The 14,804-nt window shown below is 66.8% G+C and carries 17 protein-coding genes; all 17 read right to left on the bottom strand.

Annotated elements, in window-relative coordinates; genetic code table 11:
• Positions 1–80: 80 nt before the first annotated feature.
• The gene (locus ACYVI2_RS13110) at positions 81–845 is read right to left on the bottom strand and encodes a DsbA family protein (RefSeq protein WP_009459652.1); all 765 of its coding nucleotides are present in this window, start codon (positions 843–845) and stop codon (positions 81–83) included.
• A 13-nt stretch (positions 846–858) separates the two neighbouring features.
• Complete coding sequence (locus ACYVI2_RS13105; RefSeq protein ID WP_019726341.1) at positions 859–3,726, bottom strand: conjugative transfer ATPase; 2,868 nt, start codon at positions 3,724–3,726, stop codon at positions 859–861.
• Positions 3,726–4,166, bottom strand: a complete 441-nt coding sequence (locus tag ACYVI2_RS13100) for a TIGR03751 family conjugal transfer lipoprotein (protein WP_009459662.1) — start codon at positions 4,164–4,166, stop codon at positions 3,726–3,728. The genes ACYVI2_RS13105 and ACYVI2_RS13100 overlap by 1 nt, the downstream gene beginning before the upstream one ends.
• Positions 4,147–5,565: a TIGR03752 family integrating conjugative element protein gene (locus ACYVI2_RS13095; RefSeq protein ID WP_009459664.1), complete on the bottom strand. Its 1,419-nt coding sequence runs from the start codon at positions 5,563–5,565 to the stop codon at positions 4,147–4,149. Before ACYVI2_RS13095 ends, ACYVI2_RS13100 begins: the two co-directional genes overlap by 20 nt.
• Positions 5,555–6,460 carry a TIGR03749 family integrating conjugative element protein gene (locus ACYVI2_RS13090; RefSeq protein WP_009459665.1) on the bottom strand — a complete coding sequence of 302 codons (906 nt, stop codon included), beginning with the start codon at positions 6,458–6,460 and terminating at the stop codon, positions 5,555–5,557. Before ACYVI2_RS13090 ends, ACYVI2_RS13095 begins: the two co-directional genes overlap by 11 nt.
• Positions 6,457–7,146 (bottom strand): PFL_4703 family integrating conjugative element protein, encoded by a 690-nt coding sequence (locus ACYVI2_RS13085; protein WP_009459666.1) that lies wholly within the window; start codon positions 7,144–7,146, stop codon positions 6,457–6,459. Before ACYVI2_RS13085 ends, ACYVI2_RS13090 begins: the two co-directional genes overlap by 4 nt.
• Entirely contained in the window at positions 7,143–7,541 is a 399-nt protein-coding gene (locus ACYVI2_RS13080; RefSeq protein WP_009459668.1) for a TIGR03750 family conjugal transfer protein, read from the bottom strand. The genes ACYVI2_RS13085 and ACYVI2_RS13080 overlap by 4 nt, the downstream gene beginning before the upstream one ends.
• Before the next feature lie 11 nt (positions 7,542–7,552).
• A complete protein-coding gene (locus ACYVI2_RS13075; RefSeq protein ID WP_009459670.1) occupies positions 7,553–7,912 on the bottom strand; it encodes a TIGR03745 family integrating conjugative element membrane protein in 360 nt (119 codons plus the stop codon).
• Positions 7,913–7,928: 16 nt separating this feature from the next.
• Positions 7,929–8,162: a TIGR03758 family integrating conjugative element protein gene (locus tag ACYVI2_RS13070; protein WP_009459672.1), complete on the bottom strand. Its 234-nt coding sequence runs from the start codon at positions 8,160–8,162 to the stop codon at positions 7,929–7,931.
• Positions 8,159–8,542, bottom strand: coding sequence for an integrative conjugative element protein, RAQPRD family (locus ACYVI2_RS13065; RefSeq protein ID WP_009459674.1), 384 nt, complete (start codon positions 8,540–8,542; stop codon positions 8,159–8,161). Before ACYVI2_RS13065 ends, ACYVI2_RS13070 begins: the two co-directional genes overlap by 4 nt.
• 98 nt (positions 8,543–8,640) lie before the next feature.
• The gene (locus tag ACYVI2_RS13060; protein WP_009459676.1) at positions 8,641–9,390 is read right to left on the bottom strand and encodes a TIGR03747 family integrating conjugative element membrane protein; all 750 of its coding nucleotides are present in this window, start codon (positions 9,388–9,390) and stop codon (positions 8,641–8,643) included.
• Entirely contained in the window at positions 9,387–11,576 is a 2,190-nt protein-coding gene (gene traD / locus ACYVI2_RS13055) for a type IV conjugative transfer system coupling protein TraD (protein WP_009459677.1), read from the bottom strand. The genes ACYVI2_RS13060 and traD overlap by 4 nt, the downstream gene beginning before the upstream one ends.
• Before the next feature lie 4 nt (positions 11,577–11,580).
• Positions 11,581–12,120, bottom strand: a complete 540-nt coding sequence (locus ACYVI2_RS13050; RefSeq protein WP_009459678.1) for an integrating conjugative element protein — start codon at positions 12,118–12,120, stop codon at positions 11,581–11,583.
• A complete protein-coding gene (locus tag ACYVI2_RS13045; protein ID WP_009459679.1) occupies positions 12,117–12,722 on the bottom strand; it encodes a transglycosylase SLT domain-containing protein in 606 nt (201 codons plus the stop codon). Before ACYVI2_RS13045 ends, ACYVI2_RS13050 begins: the two co-directional genes overlap by 4 nt.
• Positions 12,704–13,429, bottom strand: coding sequence for a TIGR03759 family integrating conjugative element protein (locus ACYVI2_RS13040; RefSeq protein ID WP_009459680.1), 726 nt, complete (start codon positions 13,427–13,429; stop codon positions 12,704–12,706). Before ACYVI2_RS13040 ends, ACYVI2_RS13045 begins: the two co-directional genes overlap by 19 nt.
• Before the next feature lie 14 nt (positions 13,430–13,443).
• Complete coding sequence (locus ACYVI2_RS13035) at positions 13,444–14,085, bottom strand: hypothetical protein (protein WP_009459681.1); 642 nt, start codon at positions 14,083–14,085, stop codon at positions 13,444–13,446.
• Complete coding sequence (gene pilL2 / locus ACYVI2_RS13030) at positions 14,082–14,681, bottom strand: PFGI-1 class ICE element type IV pilus protein PilL2 (RefSeq protein ID WP_009459682.1); 600 nt, start codon at positions 14,679–14,681, stop codon at positions 14,082–14,084. Before pilL2 ends, ACYVI2_RS13035 begins: the two co-directional genes overlap by 4 nt.
• Positions 14,682–14,804: the final 123 nt, after the last annotated feature.

Here is a 14,804-nt window from a genome sequence, read left to right as displayed (position 1 = left end):
GCGATCGTTCGCGACCAGGATGCGAGGCGAACGGGTTGCGGTCAGCGCAGCGGACTGCGCCGTAGCCTTGAAGACCGGGGCTACCTGGGCATGTCGCCGACGACGTCGGCAGGCATTTCGGATGTGGGTGTGCCGGTCGGACCGTCAGCCGTCAGCATGTCCATGGCAGACAACAAGGCGTCGCCCTCGATTGGTCCCTGCAGCAGGATGGCCTGGCCCGTCTCGCGATCAAGCAGACGCAGTGACGGTGTGGCGGTAACGCCGCTCTTGGTGGCTTCCGCGGCCTGGGCGCGGATAGCGGCACTGGACCTTTCGCTTGACATGCACTGCTCGATGGCTGGCGTCGATTCGGGGTAGCGCAAGCCATCCGGCAAGCCCAGGCCGTCGCTGCGCGTGTGGGCATAGACCCATTCGACCGCCTGCCAGAACGCGGCATGCCCGCCAGCTTCGGCTGCGCATTCGGCCAGACGTGCCTCGGCCGACGCGGCCGGCTCGTGCGCGGCTAGCGGCTGGTGGTGCCATTGCAGCGCCACGTCGGCGTTGGTGCCCACCCACCGTTTGAGCTGCGGAAAATATTCCCGGCAGAACGGGCACTCCAGGTCGGCATAGAGCGTCAGCGTGAAACGGCCTTTGGGGTTGCCCATTAGCCAGGGCGGCCCGGCCACCGGTGCCATGCTGACCGGCGTGGGCGGCTGCGGCGGGGATTCGCCGGGCGACCTCGGCACAAGCCAGATCAGCAGCAGCGCGACCAGCACAGCAACCAATGCCCAGGGCCAGCGGGGCCGCCCGTTGCGGCGGCGGAACGCCTGGACCTGCATCGGAATGGAAGGACGTTTCTGTTCCATGGCGTTCTCCGTCTTACGACAGTTCCAAGGCCGGCGACTCGATGCCGCGCGCCTGGTCGATCTTCTCGGCCACCTTGAAGGCCGCTTCCAGTTCGGTGCAGCCGTAGTGCTGCATGAGCTGGTAGCGCTCGGCCTTCTCTTCGGGTTCGGTCTGCGCCAACGCCAAGTACAGGCTGGGCGGCACGGCACGGAACAGCACTTCCATGCTCTTGGAAAGGATGACGCCCTCGGTGAACTTGCCCGCTTCTTTGCGCGCCGAGAGCATCAGCGCTTTCTGCGCGGGCGAGAGTTCGCGGAAGCGTGCAATCTTCTCGACCTCATCGGGCGGCATCGACAGGCAGATCCACCACTCAATCATGTTGAGCATGGGCTCCGCGGCACGCGGCAGATCGTCGATATTTTGTGTAGCCAGCCAGAACCAGGCCCCTAGCTTGCGCCACATTTTTGTAATTTTTACAACGTAGGGCGCGAGCAGCGGGTTCTTCGTGATGATGTGGCCTTCGTCGGTCACATTGATGATCGGACGGCCCAGGTACTGGTCGCGCTCGGCGATGTTGTTCACCGTGCTGATCAGGCTGATGTAGGCGATGGAGAGCTGCGCGTTGTAGCCCTCCCGGGCATAGGTCGCGAGATCCACCAGCGTGATGTCGGCCTCGGGCCACGGCGTGCCATCGCGATCGAACATCTCGCCGTCCGTGCCTTGGCAGAACATGTCCATCGCGTCCGCCATCTCCAGCAGCCGCACGCGCCGCATCTCGGGCAGCGTCGGGTCCTGGCCGCGCGTGCGCAGCGCGTTGCGCACGTCGCGCGTGAGCACCGTGCGTTTCTCGGCCACGCAGTGTTCGGCGGCATCGAGGATGCACTGGCGGATCAGCGAGCGATCGGCCCGCGTCATCCGGGCTTCTTCCTTGTCCTCGCCGCCTGTGATCATCAGCCGTGCCGTGATCTCCAGTTCACCCAGCACGTCGCGCTGCTCGTCCTCCTCCATGACCGAGGAATCGGCTGGCAATTCTTCATCCAGTGCATCGGCATCAAGCGTCTGCACGTTGCTGGGCGTTTCGATCAGCCGGCGAGCGTCGGCGAACGGCGCCAGGCTGATGCCTGAGCCAGGAGCCAGCTTGACCCGGTTTACGGTCAGACCCAGGCGCTTGGCGAAGTCGCTGAACAAGCCGAAGCTGTTGCCGGCTTCCACGATGAACAGCCGCGGCCGGTAGATGGCCGTGACCTGATTCAAGAGGTTGTTGAGCGTTGCGCTCTTGCCCGAGCCGGTGGGGCCGAATAGGAACAGATGGGCGTTCATCTGCCTGTCCAAGCGGTTCAGCGGATCAAACGTGATCGGCCCGCCACCGCGGTTGAAGAACGTGTTGCCCGGATGGCCCGTACCCTGGCTGCGTCCCCACGCCGGCGAGAGATTCGCCACATGCTGGGCGAACATCAGTTGGGTGAACCAGTTCCGCCGATCCTGCGCAGGGTTGTAGCAGCACGGTAGCCAGCGCAGGTAGCTGTTGAGCGGCGCAACTTCATCGTCCTCGCGCACGGGCTGCAACCCCGCGTTGAGCATCACGTTGGCGAGGTCCAGGCCGCGCCTGTCAAGCTCGGCTTCGTCGCGCCCGCGCAGATAGAAGGCCAGCGTGCCGCGGTAGAGCTTGTGCGCGCTGCCGATGAGCGAGCGCGCCTCCTGCACATCCTTGAGCGTCTGCTCCGATGCCAGTGTTTCGCCGACAGCCTTCTTCGCCAGGTGATTCAGGTGCGATTCGAGGATGTCCTGGGGCGTCGCCACCATGGTCAGACACATCGTGGTGTCTTCGGGCATCTGATCGAAAAGCGTGTTGATCGCATCGCCCTTGCGGGTTTCGCCAGTCAGGTGTCCCGTACCGGGCGGCATGCGTAGTCGGTCGGTGACCAGCACACGGTGCGGCATGCCGTCGAAGTACCAGGTACCGTGCCCGGCATCGGAGCGAGGCTGACCGAAGAACAGCCGTTGGCTGAAATCCCGACCACTCGCCAGCTCGATCTCGCCTTCCTCCACCTCGTCGGGATAGCGGGCCAGCGCATAGAAGCGCTCTCGATTCTCAGCGCTTGGCCCGAGCATCGTTGGGCGTGGGTTGAACCACCGCAGCAACCAGTCGTGAACATCGGCCGCGACCATGCGCCGGGCCTGGATGCCGGCGTTCGCCAGGCCGCCGCAAAGGCGATCGCAGACGATGTTCAGCATTTGCTCGGGTGTCTGGCCACGGCGGTTCGCCTGGCCGGTGGCCCGGCGATAGACCACCATGCGCACGCGCCGCGTCTGGCCGCGCCAGCGCAACCGCGTGACCACCGTGTCCTCGAACAGGCCGCCGGGCTTGGCCACCGCGCGCAGGTGGTGGCCGAAGAAGCGAAGATAGAACTCGGTGAAGGCTGTGCCGCGAGCGCGCGGCTGCACGTAGTTGCGCAGGGTCTGCATGTACTGGTCGAAGCTGGGTTCGTCCTGGGCGTAGAGCTGGAGCACCCAGGGGTTCTCGTCCAGCTCATCGAACGAATCCTGGAGCGCGTTTTCGAGCGCATCGCGGGCATGCGCGAGCCAGCCAGGCTCCCGACCTTCGGTGCCCAGCGGGACCAGCTCGTAGAAGGCTGCGACCGATTGCCCGTCCTCCAGCAGCATGGACTTCGACGGCGGCAGGAACTCCACCCACGGCAGCAGCTCCGCGAACGACTGCGCGACGTCGTACAGCGCCTGCTCGTCCGCCACGGTCGCCGGCTTGCGGCCCTGGATCGTCGCTCCGGGTTCGGCGATGCCGGCTTGGCGCAACGCCTCGACGTGGCGCTGCCAGCCGTCCGGCTGCTCGTCATTGCCACCATCGGATGCAGCCAGCTTCGGCCAAGGGAGTTTCCAGCGCATCAGTAGTCCTCCACGCGCTCGCCCGGCATGGCGTACTGCACGCGCTGGTACAGGGGGAAGACTGTCGTGTAGCCCGGAACAGGCACGGGGTCGGTACCCGCCAGGTGCGGGTACACATACATGACAAGATCGGGGTTCGGGAGGCGGTGGAACTGGCGATAGACCTCGTTTCGCGCCGTGCGCGTGTAGCGCATCTGTTCGGCGGGCGCGGCCTCCACGTCGGCCTCGGTCAGCGGCCGGCGCAGGCTCTGGCGTGCATCGAGCAATTGCCTGCGCGCCACCTGGCCGGCGCCACCGCTGCCGTCGCCGGCGTTCTGCTGCCAGATGTCCATCATCGTGCTGTCGCCGTGCGGGAGCAGCTTTTCCTTGCTGGTGGCACAGCCGCCGAGCACCGCGACGGCGAGGGCCAGCGCCAGGCCCTTATTCAAGTTCGAGAGCATGGCTTTCTCCTGCGCGGTGATCGACCTTGCGGCCTTCGGGATCGAAGTCGATGGCAAGCGGCTTTTCGAGGTGGACGGCGACCTTCGCGCCGGGCTGGACATAGACGGCGGCGAAGGCCTGGCCGTATAGCTTGTTCACCCAGTCGGCCATGTCGCGCACGCCACCGGCCAGGATGCGGCCCACGGCTTCATTGCCCGAGATGCCGACGCTCCCGATGGAGCCGTCGGCGCCGACGTAGGACATCTGGCCGCTGTCGCTGTCGATCAGCGAAGCGACGCCGGCACCGGCGGCGGTAATCAGGGCTTGCGAGCCGAGGTACTGCTGGGCGTTGCTGCGCCGCTCCCCGCTGACGCAGGGAATGCCGTATGGGTCGCTGATCCAGCCCAGGCCGTCTCGCTGCTGGTTGTTCTGCTGGTTGCCGTCGCGGTCTTCGGGGATGGTGCGGATCGTGCCGTCGTGGAAGACGAAGGTGATGCTGCGCACCTGGCCGCGCACGCACGAGAGCGTCCAATCTCCCGATGCGGTGCCGCTGAACACGGCACCGGCCACGTCGGGAATGTCGATGCCATTGGCGGTCAGGTTGTCCGGTCCGACCAACACCTTGAAGGGGTATGGATCGTTAACGGTTCCGTCGATCGGCACGCGGCCGATCAGCGCCGTCATCGCCACCGACCCCATCAGCGTCGAATTGGTCGGTACGGTATAGACCGCCTTGGCGCTCTTGACGCCTGCTGCGCGTGCGCCCGCGTTCGCCACGGTTTCCGCCGTGGTTTCCAACGTGCTCTGCGCGGGGCCGAAGCTCGTCGGGAAGCTCATGCCGCTACCCGTGCCACGACTGCTGTTCCGCCCCTCGGCCTTCCTCGCATCGTCGGGTTCGACCCATCGCACGCCGCCTTCCATGCCGGCCTCGTCGCCGTCGCGCAGCCCCAGACCCACCGGCAGGTCGGCATGGCCGCCGCCACGTCCGCCGATACTGTCCAGACGCCGCTGCAGGTCGGCAAGCAACCCTTCGGTCTGCTGGCGCGCGCTGGCTGCCTGCTCTTGGTCGCGACGCAGGTTGGTACGCTCGGAGTCGAGGGCCGAATTGATGCGCTGATCAATGGAGTTCTCGCGCTGGCGCAGTCGCTGGTTTTCTTCGCGCTGGGATTTGTTGTCCGAGAGCGCGGTCTGAAGCTCGGTGCGCAACTGCTTCACTTGGGCAACGAGCGTCGCCACGGTGTCGCGCGGGGTATCGCCCTCGATGCCCAACGCCTTCATTTCCGCTGGCGTGAGCTTGGCACCGGCATCCGCGGCCGGTGGCGCCGAACTGCTGCCACCCGAGAACAGCCGGATGGCAACGAACAGCACCAGCAAGGCAACCGGGACCATCAGCCACTTCAGGAGTCCATTACTGCGCATGGCGGGCCTCCTTGCGGTCTTCCGGTTGCGGGAGATGCACGGCCGGGTCGAAGCGGTTGATCGCCGGTAGCAGCGATTGCGCCAGGCCGCGCCCGCGCGTCACCAGGTACAGGACGGTCGTGTCCTCGGGCGTGCCACGCGGGCCAAGTGCCTCGTGTTGGAAGGTGGCGGTGAGGAAATCGCCTTGCAGGATGCGCGGATCGAGAGTGATCCAGCCGCTGCTGTTGTTGGTCAGTCGCACGGCAGTGACCCACTGGTCTTCCAGACGCCACGACGCGAGCGCGACCGCGCGCACGGGCAGCGTCGGCATCAGCGTGCCGAGGTCGAGGTCACGACGCAGGTTCACCCGCATGACGCCGGGCAACGGCTCCACAGTGCGCAGCGGAGCGTAGAGGTTCTGCGCGGCGAAGCGCGTCAGGACAACCGGCACCGGGGTCTCGCGTCGCGCCGCCCGCGCACCTGCCTGGTCCTGGGCGCGCGCCGGAGCTTCGTTGTCATCGCCGGGCTGATCGCCATAGCGCGCCGGGGTGCTGTTGCCCTCGACGATGCGCACTGGTTCCAGCTCGGCTTCGCCGTCCTTGGCTGGCTCCGCCGCAATGTCCAGCAGGATCAGCGCGCCCGTGTCGGCGTCCTGCAATTGCAGCCGCGTGGGCTCGATCGGCTCGCTGGCGCGCAGGTACACCGCGCCGCCCGCGCTCTGCACCCGTAGGCGCTCGCCGACGCCCGAGGGTACGCCCACGCGGACGTTGCGGTCGATGAACACGATACGCTCCTGGCCGACCTTCAGCGGCACCGCCAACGGCATACGTTCCCAGCGCAGGATCTCCACCGCCTGGACAGCAGGAGCCGCGGCCACGGCCAACAGCCCCAGCAGCGTGAGTACAGGATGCTTCATGGGGTTTCTCCTTGGGGCGCTTGCGGAGACAGGCCACCAGACGCCGGGCGCGTCGGCTCCGGCGTGCTGATGCGCTGGGGCGCGCCCTCATAGCAGTCGAGCGCCAGGCCGAACGGGTTGCGGGCAGGATCGACGTCCACCCGCGTGACCTTCACGGGATAGCGCACCAGAGCGCGCTTGACTTGCTCGGCGCCGTAGTACTCGTCGGCGGTGATGTCCAGCGTCACTACCCAGTCGCGGTCGGAAACCACGCGCACGCGGGCCGTGGGGTCGTCGCCGTAGCCGCGGCCGGGGATTTCGTAGATGCCGCGCACGCGCTGGCGCAACTCGCCCGTGCTGCGGCGGTAGTCGTAGTCCGCGCGCAGGAAGGCCTGGCAGGATGGGGTGAGGTACGGCGAGAGCGTGTGGAGGTTGCGCGCGTAGTCCTCTTCGCCATTCGTCGGCCAGCGGTTGAGCGTCTGGAACACGTAGAACGTGAACGCATAGACCGATTCGGGCGGCACTTCCCACCACTTCCTGGTACTGCCGGAGCGCAGGTCAGGCGGAACGTGGATGGTCAGATCGCGGGGAGCGCTCCACCAGCCGCCACCCATGACCAGGGCGACGATGATCAGGGCGCCAGCACCCAGGCGAAGCGTCTTGATGTGCGCCTGCAGGTGGGTGATCTCGTTCTTGAAGCGGCTCATCGTGCGCTCCTTCGGGTGGTCCAGAAGCCGGAGCGCGAGATCAGCACATGGCCGCCTACCCAGCCCGCCATCAGCGGATGGCGTGTGGCAATGCGCCATTGCAGTTGCCGATACAGCCAGGTGTCGGGACGCCCGCGCTTGAGGCGGCGAAGAATGCCGCCGCCGATGAACACGCCGAAGGCCACGCCCAGGACGACGAACGTGGGTGCTAGCGCGATCGTGCGGAACACCCACGACAGCGGTGCGCCGACCAGCAGACCGGCGGCGCCGGACAGGCCGCAGCAGATCCACAACTCGTCGGCGGTGAGACCGCGCACCACAACGGGATGTCGATTGAGCCGGTGCGGAAGGAACGTGACCGTCCCGTCCGCACGGACGTGCTGCTGCTCGGACATACCGGCCTCGCTTACAGGATGCCGGTGGCTTCGGTGAGCAGCCAGATGCCGATCACGAGCAAGACGGCGCCGATGGCGACCGTGAGGCCGAACTGGCCCCACGTCTTGCGGCCTGTGTGGATTTCCGCGTAGGTCCCGTAGGCGTGGTAGCACACGCCGATGAACATGGACGCCACCACCAGCAGAGCCACGAGCATGATGATGTCGTAGCCGTAGTTGCGGATCGTTTCCATGATGCCGTTGCCTGTGCCGCGGGTCGGGTTCTCCAACTGCGGCAGACCCTGCGCGAACGACAGGGCGGGCAGCGCTGCGGTGCCCAGGGCCACGGTGGCGCGCTGGGCAAGACGGGAAGTGAGGATGCAGTTTTGCATGGTCATGCCTTTCAGGTCAGGAGAGGAGGAAGAAAGTCAGGACGAGGTACATCGCGACGAATCGGATGCAGACGCCGAGGAACTGGCGCTGGTTGAGGCGGCTTTCGGACCACCCCACGTAGGCCGTTCGCATGGCCCAGACGCCCCAGACGAGCAGGACCGCGAACACGACGCCGACCAGGACGGTCGCCATCGCTGAAGGCGCGATGCCGCTGTTGGCTTGAAATGCCGAGACCTGGGCGCCGTTCATGGCTTGCCCTCCGTGGTCGTCGGCGGTGATGGCGGGACGACCCGCTCCGTGCGGTAGTCGCCGATCAGTTCGGAGGCGTCGCGCGGCTGGGCGCGCGACGGTGTGAGATGGGCCTGGATGCCGGCGCGCACGCGCGCCAGGTCAGCCAGCAGCCTCGGGTAATCGAAGTGGTAGCGCTCGCCCGGCTGGATGGGGGCATGCGTAGCGCTGTCGGCGACGGTGCGCTCCAGCGCGTCGAGCTGGCGCAGCGCTGCGACCAACTCCTGACGCTGCGCCGGGGACTCGGCCAACGCCATCGAGGACTGACCCAGTACAAGGGCCGTCACGAGAAAAGTGGGCACGCCGCGATGCGCGGCGCGCAGCCAGATCGGAGCCAACATCGCGCCATTCCTGTGTGATCAGCAATGGCTAGATCGTGGAGATCGGGGCTGTTTCAGGCCGCAAACAATAGGAACCTGCAGATGACCGGATTGATCTGCTAGAGGTACTTCTTGAAGCTGCCCGCAGTCAGGCTCACGGCCAGTCCCAGCAAGGCGGCGCTCGGCAACAGGATCAGCAATGGATGCACCGAGATCGGCAGCGCCAGGTACGTGATCCACGGCAGCACGGCCAGCGGCATGAGGCTGGCTTTTGCACGGTGGTAGATGAACCCGGATTCGCGGCCCGCGCCGAACCTGCGCACGTCGCGTCGCACCAGACCGTCAATCAGACCGACGAAGGCGGCCGTGAAGATCAGTGGCAGCGTGAGCACCAGGACCAGCAGGCGCACTAGGAAGGTCAGCGTCGTGAAGGCTGCGGCGATGAGGTAGCTCTCGGCCCAGACATAGACTTGGCTGATGTAGTAGCGGAAGTTGCGCGCCTGCTCGTGGCTGGGCGCGCGGACGCGCTCGGCGGTCTGGCTCATGCGCGCCAGCAGCCCCGAGCGAACGAACACCCATTCGTAGCCTGTATCCACCAACTCGTGCGCCGTGCGCCCTGGCTCCTGCACGACCACGCTGCGCGTGAAGTGGCTGGACAGGTGCCCAAGCTCGTACTGCAACATCTGCTGGGAATGGCGCCAGCCCTGATCCTTCCAGAACAGGTGCATGCCGACGCACTCCACCACGATCGAGAACAGCAGCGAGCCAATCAATACCCCGAGCAGGCGAAATGGCAAGGTGATGGTGCCGACGATCAGACCCTGGCGCTGGTTCTGCTCCCGCTGCGCGGTCGAGGCGGCGTCCTTCATGGCGCGGCCTCGTCGGTACTGTGGTCGGTGTCGGTGGCCACCGCAGCAGGCTCGGCTGGAGCAGCATCGTCCAGCAGGTCATCGGGCAAGGCCGCATCCTGCAAGGCAGGGGAGCTGGTGAAATCCCACCACTGCGTGGCCTCGCTGTAGCTCTGGCGCATGTATCCGGCCAGTTGCTGCAGATCCGCCGGCATCACTTCATCCGGGTCTGGTGTCGGCAGCGGCATGCGAACCTTCCAAAGCTGGCCGCCTTGCAGCAGCGCGAAGCACTGGCCTTTTGGCAGGCCGACTACGTGCGATGGCTCGATCATCGGCACGCTGGACATGCTGATGCGGTCCTGGGTGTTCGACGTGAAATCCGTCGCGCCACGGATGTCCGAGCTATCGGTCGCCCCGGAGACGATGGTGGTGGTATAGACCTCGACCTTCGGCAACTGCCGCGTCAGCAGTTCGGCGGTGGCCGTCTCGCGCACGCGCAGCATGAACAGGTTGTTGAAGTTGCCGATCACCTGGCCAGCTTTCGCGCGGTTGCCGATGCGGGCCTCGATATCCGAGAGGGTCTGTGTGTACGCCGTGACCTGTAGCCCGGCACCGCCGCCCTTGTTGATCAGGGGCACGAATTCGTCACCCATGAGTTCATTGAATTCGTCCGCATGGACATTGATCGGCACGCGCGTGCCAGCGGATGCGCCCGGCAGGCCATCGTCGATCCCGTGCTTGTAGATATGGCCCGCGACCGAAACCAGGTCGGAGAACATGGAGTTGCCGACCGCTGCGGCAACCTCGGCGTCGGACAGCGCGTCCAGTCCCACATAGACGATGGCGCGCTTCCTGATGACTTGCATCCAATCGAAGATCGGGCGCGGGTCGGTCAGGTCGGAGTAATTCGGGGCCAGGAGCTGGGCGATCTTGCCGCTGGTGAGCTTTTCCAGCAGCGGCAGCAACGATGCGACGATCTTGTCGAAGTAGGTCTTGTCGTACCGAACTGCCGAGCGCAAGCCGTCGAGCACCGGGTCGTAGTTGCGCGCCTGGGAAAGGTACTGCTCCAGCGCGACCACGCGCTTCTCGCGCCCGATCATGTTGCGCGGGATGTTCTTCTCGTTGAGCTTGGCCTCGATCTGGACGATCACCTCCCAGGCCTTGGGCTCGGTCTTGGCGAAGTAGTGCTGGGCGTACTCGATAAACAGTGCGTCGATGTTGATGACGTGCCGCTGGATCAGCATGTAGTCCGGGCGCTGCCCCAGTTCCACCAAAGCGCGGGCAATGATGTTGACGAAGCGCCACGCGAACTCCCGGAAGGCCGCGCTGTTGCCTTCACCGGAGAGTTGCCCTGCGATACGGGTGGCGACTTCCGAGATGCGACCGAAGCGTCCTACCGCGTTGTAGCGGGCGCTGATTTCCGGCCAACCGAGGTGGAAGATGTAGAACTCGCCTTCACGGCCTGCGCGCTGGGCTTCGACGTACATCCGCTTCAGGAGATCCGCGTCGCCCTTGGGATCGATAACGATCACGACCTCGTGCTCGCCGGCAGCGTTCTTGCGACGGATGTCCTGAGTCACAAACAGCTCGGCCAGCCGCGTCTTGCCCACGCGCGTCGTGCCCAGCACCAGCGAATGTCCGACGCGCTCACCCAGCGGCAGGCTGACGTCCACCTCGTCGGGTTCGATGCCATGCAGCCGCGGCAGGCCACCTACAGGTGGCAGCGGGCGCACAGGGTTGAACGGAACGTCCCAGCCCGTGAGAGCGGAGAGCCGGGACAGCGGGAACGGCGCAAACTCCAGCCGTTCCTCCAGCCGACGCGCCAGGCGATAGGCCGGTGTCGGCTCCGCGTAGCGGCGAAACTCCGGCCGGTATGTCTGCATGAGCCTATGGGTGTGCTTCTGCTCCCACAGGAATCCGCGCCCGATGAAAAGCCGCTGCTGGCTGACGGGCACATCCTTGCTCGTCATCACGTAACGCGGCAGGCGGCGGATGTTGCGCCTATAACGCAGGATGACGCGAGCGTCGCGGTAGCGGATCGCGCCGTAGGCGCCGAACGCCAGGGCGCTGCCGACGCCCATGGCCGGACTCAGCGCGAGCGACCACGGGGCCACCAGGGACAGAAACGCGGCGCCTGCACACGCTGCGACGGTGTATAGCTCCACCGCTGGGCGTAGCAGAACCTCGACCGGCTGTTTCCCCGACATGGCTTCATTGCTCGATGCCGGTGGCCGTGATCAGCGCCGGGTAATGCCGCAGGCCTAGGCGATCGGCCAGGTCGTCTCCGGCTACGGGCGCGAGCGGCACGCCCGGCACCAGGGCACGCAGCCCTGCCAGGCCCTGCGCGGTCTCGACATTGACCACTAGGCCGACCGCGCCGCGTTCGCGCAAAGCAACGCCGCGGCGCTGCAACCAGGCCCGGGAGGCGTCGTCGTCGCCGATGACCACGAACGGCCGCAGGCCGGGCGCTTCGATCACGCGCCGAGCGACGGTGCCAGGCGTGAGTTTGGTGCTGCGCACCGGCAGCATCGCTGCCTCGTCCGCGGGTGTGGCGGGAACCTGTGGCGTCGGAATGGGCGGCCGGGCCGGGACATCGGCGCGCGGCTGGAGGTTGAGGGCCTCGTAGTACGGCAGCGCCGACGTGCCACCGCGATCTTCGACCACGATCAGCGGATCGCCGGCACGCGATGCCAGCGGCAGACCCGCCAGCAGCACAAGCAGGCCCCGCAGGGCCAGATGGGATTTCGTCATGGGGAAGTCTCCTGGCGCGTGGCGAGCACCGCGGCGTTTGGGCGTGCGCCCTGCACACGCGCGAGATGGCGCGACACGCTGCGCCGGTAGCGGGCGGCGGGCTCGCCGCCCGCAGGACGGTGGTAGCGGCCGATCGCCAACAGCCAGTCTTCGCCGGACGTGTGCTGCTCCTTCAGGATCTCAGCGGCGATGGCGAGGTTGCGATAGGGGTCCAGCAGGTCGCACGCGCTGGTGAAGCGGTGCTTGTGGTAACCGAGGTTGATCTGGCCCAGGCCTGCATCGATGCGCGTGTGGGGCGTGGCGCGCATTGCCTGTTGCAAGCCCGAGCAGGCGTCGGCGCGCGTGGCGAAGCGGCGCGACTGGCCGGCGACATTGAGGGACCACGGCCACGGGACGATGCGCCCGTTGCGCCGAACACCGCTCTCCTGCAAGGCCACGGCGAAGAGCACGGTCGAGGGGATGCCCGCCCGCTGTGCGGCGAGTTGGTAGGCCGGTGGTGGAACCTCCTGGGCATGGACGGCGCAGGCGCACAGGCCGGTAGCAAGCACCAGTGCGCGCAGGAGCTGCGAGACGGAGGTGGCCGCTACGGCTGACGCTGCCATTGGCCGTTCACCTCGCGCACAGCCGCGGGCAAGTCACCGGGCAGGCCCAGCGACAGCCAGCGGCCGCCGTCGTGGTTGAGGGTAATGCTGCCGCTGCGCACGCGCGCCGGGTCGATCTGCGCGCGCTTGGCCCAGTCGCGGATGCGTGCATCGTCCTGGCGGCTGCCCACCATATACAGGTCGAACTCGGCACCCGAGGATTGCAGGCGCTGCACGAGCTGCCCACAGGCCGCGCAGCCGTCCTTGACGAACACCGCCATTCGGCCGCTGCCGCGCGCGGTGCCGGCGCCCGGCCCGTCGTCGGGCAGGTTCACGCGCTGCATGCCGGGGTTCAGGCGCTGCCAGGCTTCGTCGTAGGCGCGTTGGTAGGCGAGCAACTTCTCGACGCGGCGTGCTTCGATTTGCACCTGCAGCTCTGCATAGCGCCGCCGTTCTTCGTCGGTCCGTGCCTCGATGCCTAGGGCAGACAGCGGGTCCAGGTTGGGCGAGTAGATTCCCAGCGGCCCATCCATCAGCTCGCGGTAACGCACCCATTCCTGGGGTTGGAGGCCCCAGTTGCTTGCTACTCGGTCGTCCAGGACGCGGGCGGCCAGCGGGCGCTCCTGGCTCTGCGCATTGCGAGCGGGAGCCGTGGCTGACTGCTGCGCCCACGCGGGCCACTGGACTGAAGCCAGTAGGAGTGCGGAAAGGATGATCGACGGCTTCATGTGGTGTGCTCCGATCAGGGAATCGCCACGCGACGGGTCTGGTCGCCGGCTTGGAACACCGCGGCGCTGCCATCGATTGCCTGCAAGCGCCATGGGCCGACCGCATCACCGGGCAGCAGCACCTGAAGCTGGTCGGGCGTGAAGTCCCCACTGCTCGGCGCGACGGACACGCTGCGCTGGCCGGCGCGCAGTTCGGCGCCGACGATGCGGAACGGCAATGGCGGCGGTTCAGACTTGGCGGCGGGCTTGCTCGATGTGCGCGGCTGGACGGGGGCTGCTGCACGCGCGGCGGTCTGGCGCGTCTTGATCTGCTCGATCTCCGCGCGCAGCGCCTGAAGGTCGTCGGCGGCTGCGTAGCCGCTCAGTGTTTTCTCAACCTGGGAAGCGCGTGCTTCCAGGATTTGGCGGGTGTCTTTGAGGTCCGCCGCCGTTGCGACGGCCGGACGCTGCTGGATGGTCTCGATGGCCTCGGCCAGGGCCACCGCCTGCGCTTCGAGGCGTTGCAGACGGGAATCGAGCCGTTCCTGGTCGGCCTGGTCGCTCATCGCCTGGTAGCCGAGGGCCACGATGACGCTTAGACCGAGCAGCCAGAGCCAGAGCATGCTTTGCACCACCACGGCGGCGGTCGGGCGACGCGAAGATTGCGGAGCGTTCACGGCTGGCCTCCTGGAGTGGAAGGCATCAGCGGGAAGGTCTGCACCGCATCGGCGGCGGTCGGTTCGGGCATGGGTTCGGCGGCCACGCTGTCGCCGGGCCGCTCGAAGCAAATCTGTCGTGCGCGGTCATCCGCGTGCAGTTCCCAGGCCGGACCAGCCAGGGTGAGCAGCGCATCGCGCAAGGTCATGGGACCGAGATGCAGGTGCGCCGCCGGGAGCGGCAGCTCATACAGCTCGATCACGGCATGCGCCGTTTGGCACAGGCTGTAGCCGCTGCGCTTGAGCACATGCCGCAGCCCATCGCCGACCGTGGCGCGGGCATCCTCGGGCATCGACACGTCGATGGTCTGCAACAGCAGGTCGCGCTGCGCCGCTGTAGGGGCCAGTTCGACCAGCGTGTAGCGGGCGTAGCGCACGACCGGGATGTACTCGGGCGCTTCGGGTTCGGGCGCGGCCGAGACTTCCTCGATGGTGTCGGGCGCGACCGGCGCAGTCGTCGTCGCGCAGCCACCGGCCAGCACCGACCAAAGCAGGCCGAAAAATCCCGCCAGCAGGCGGCGTTCGGGATGGTGAAACCAGGGTGGAGAGGGGCACATAGCTCGGCGTCCTGAAACATCGAGCCCTCACCATCGCCGCTCGGGCTACGAGCGGCAGCAAACAATGCGAACCAGACAGCGCCCGATTTGCCGGCAGCGCCTTCACCAAAGAAAGGCCCCAAG

This window comes from Bordetella tumbae, from assembly GCF_054780995.1.
The sequence above is the reverse complement of the archived record's forward strand: the minus strand, read 5'-3'. Positions and strand labels throughout refer to the sequence as shown.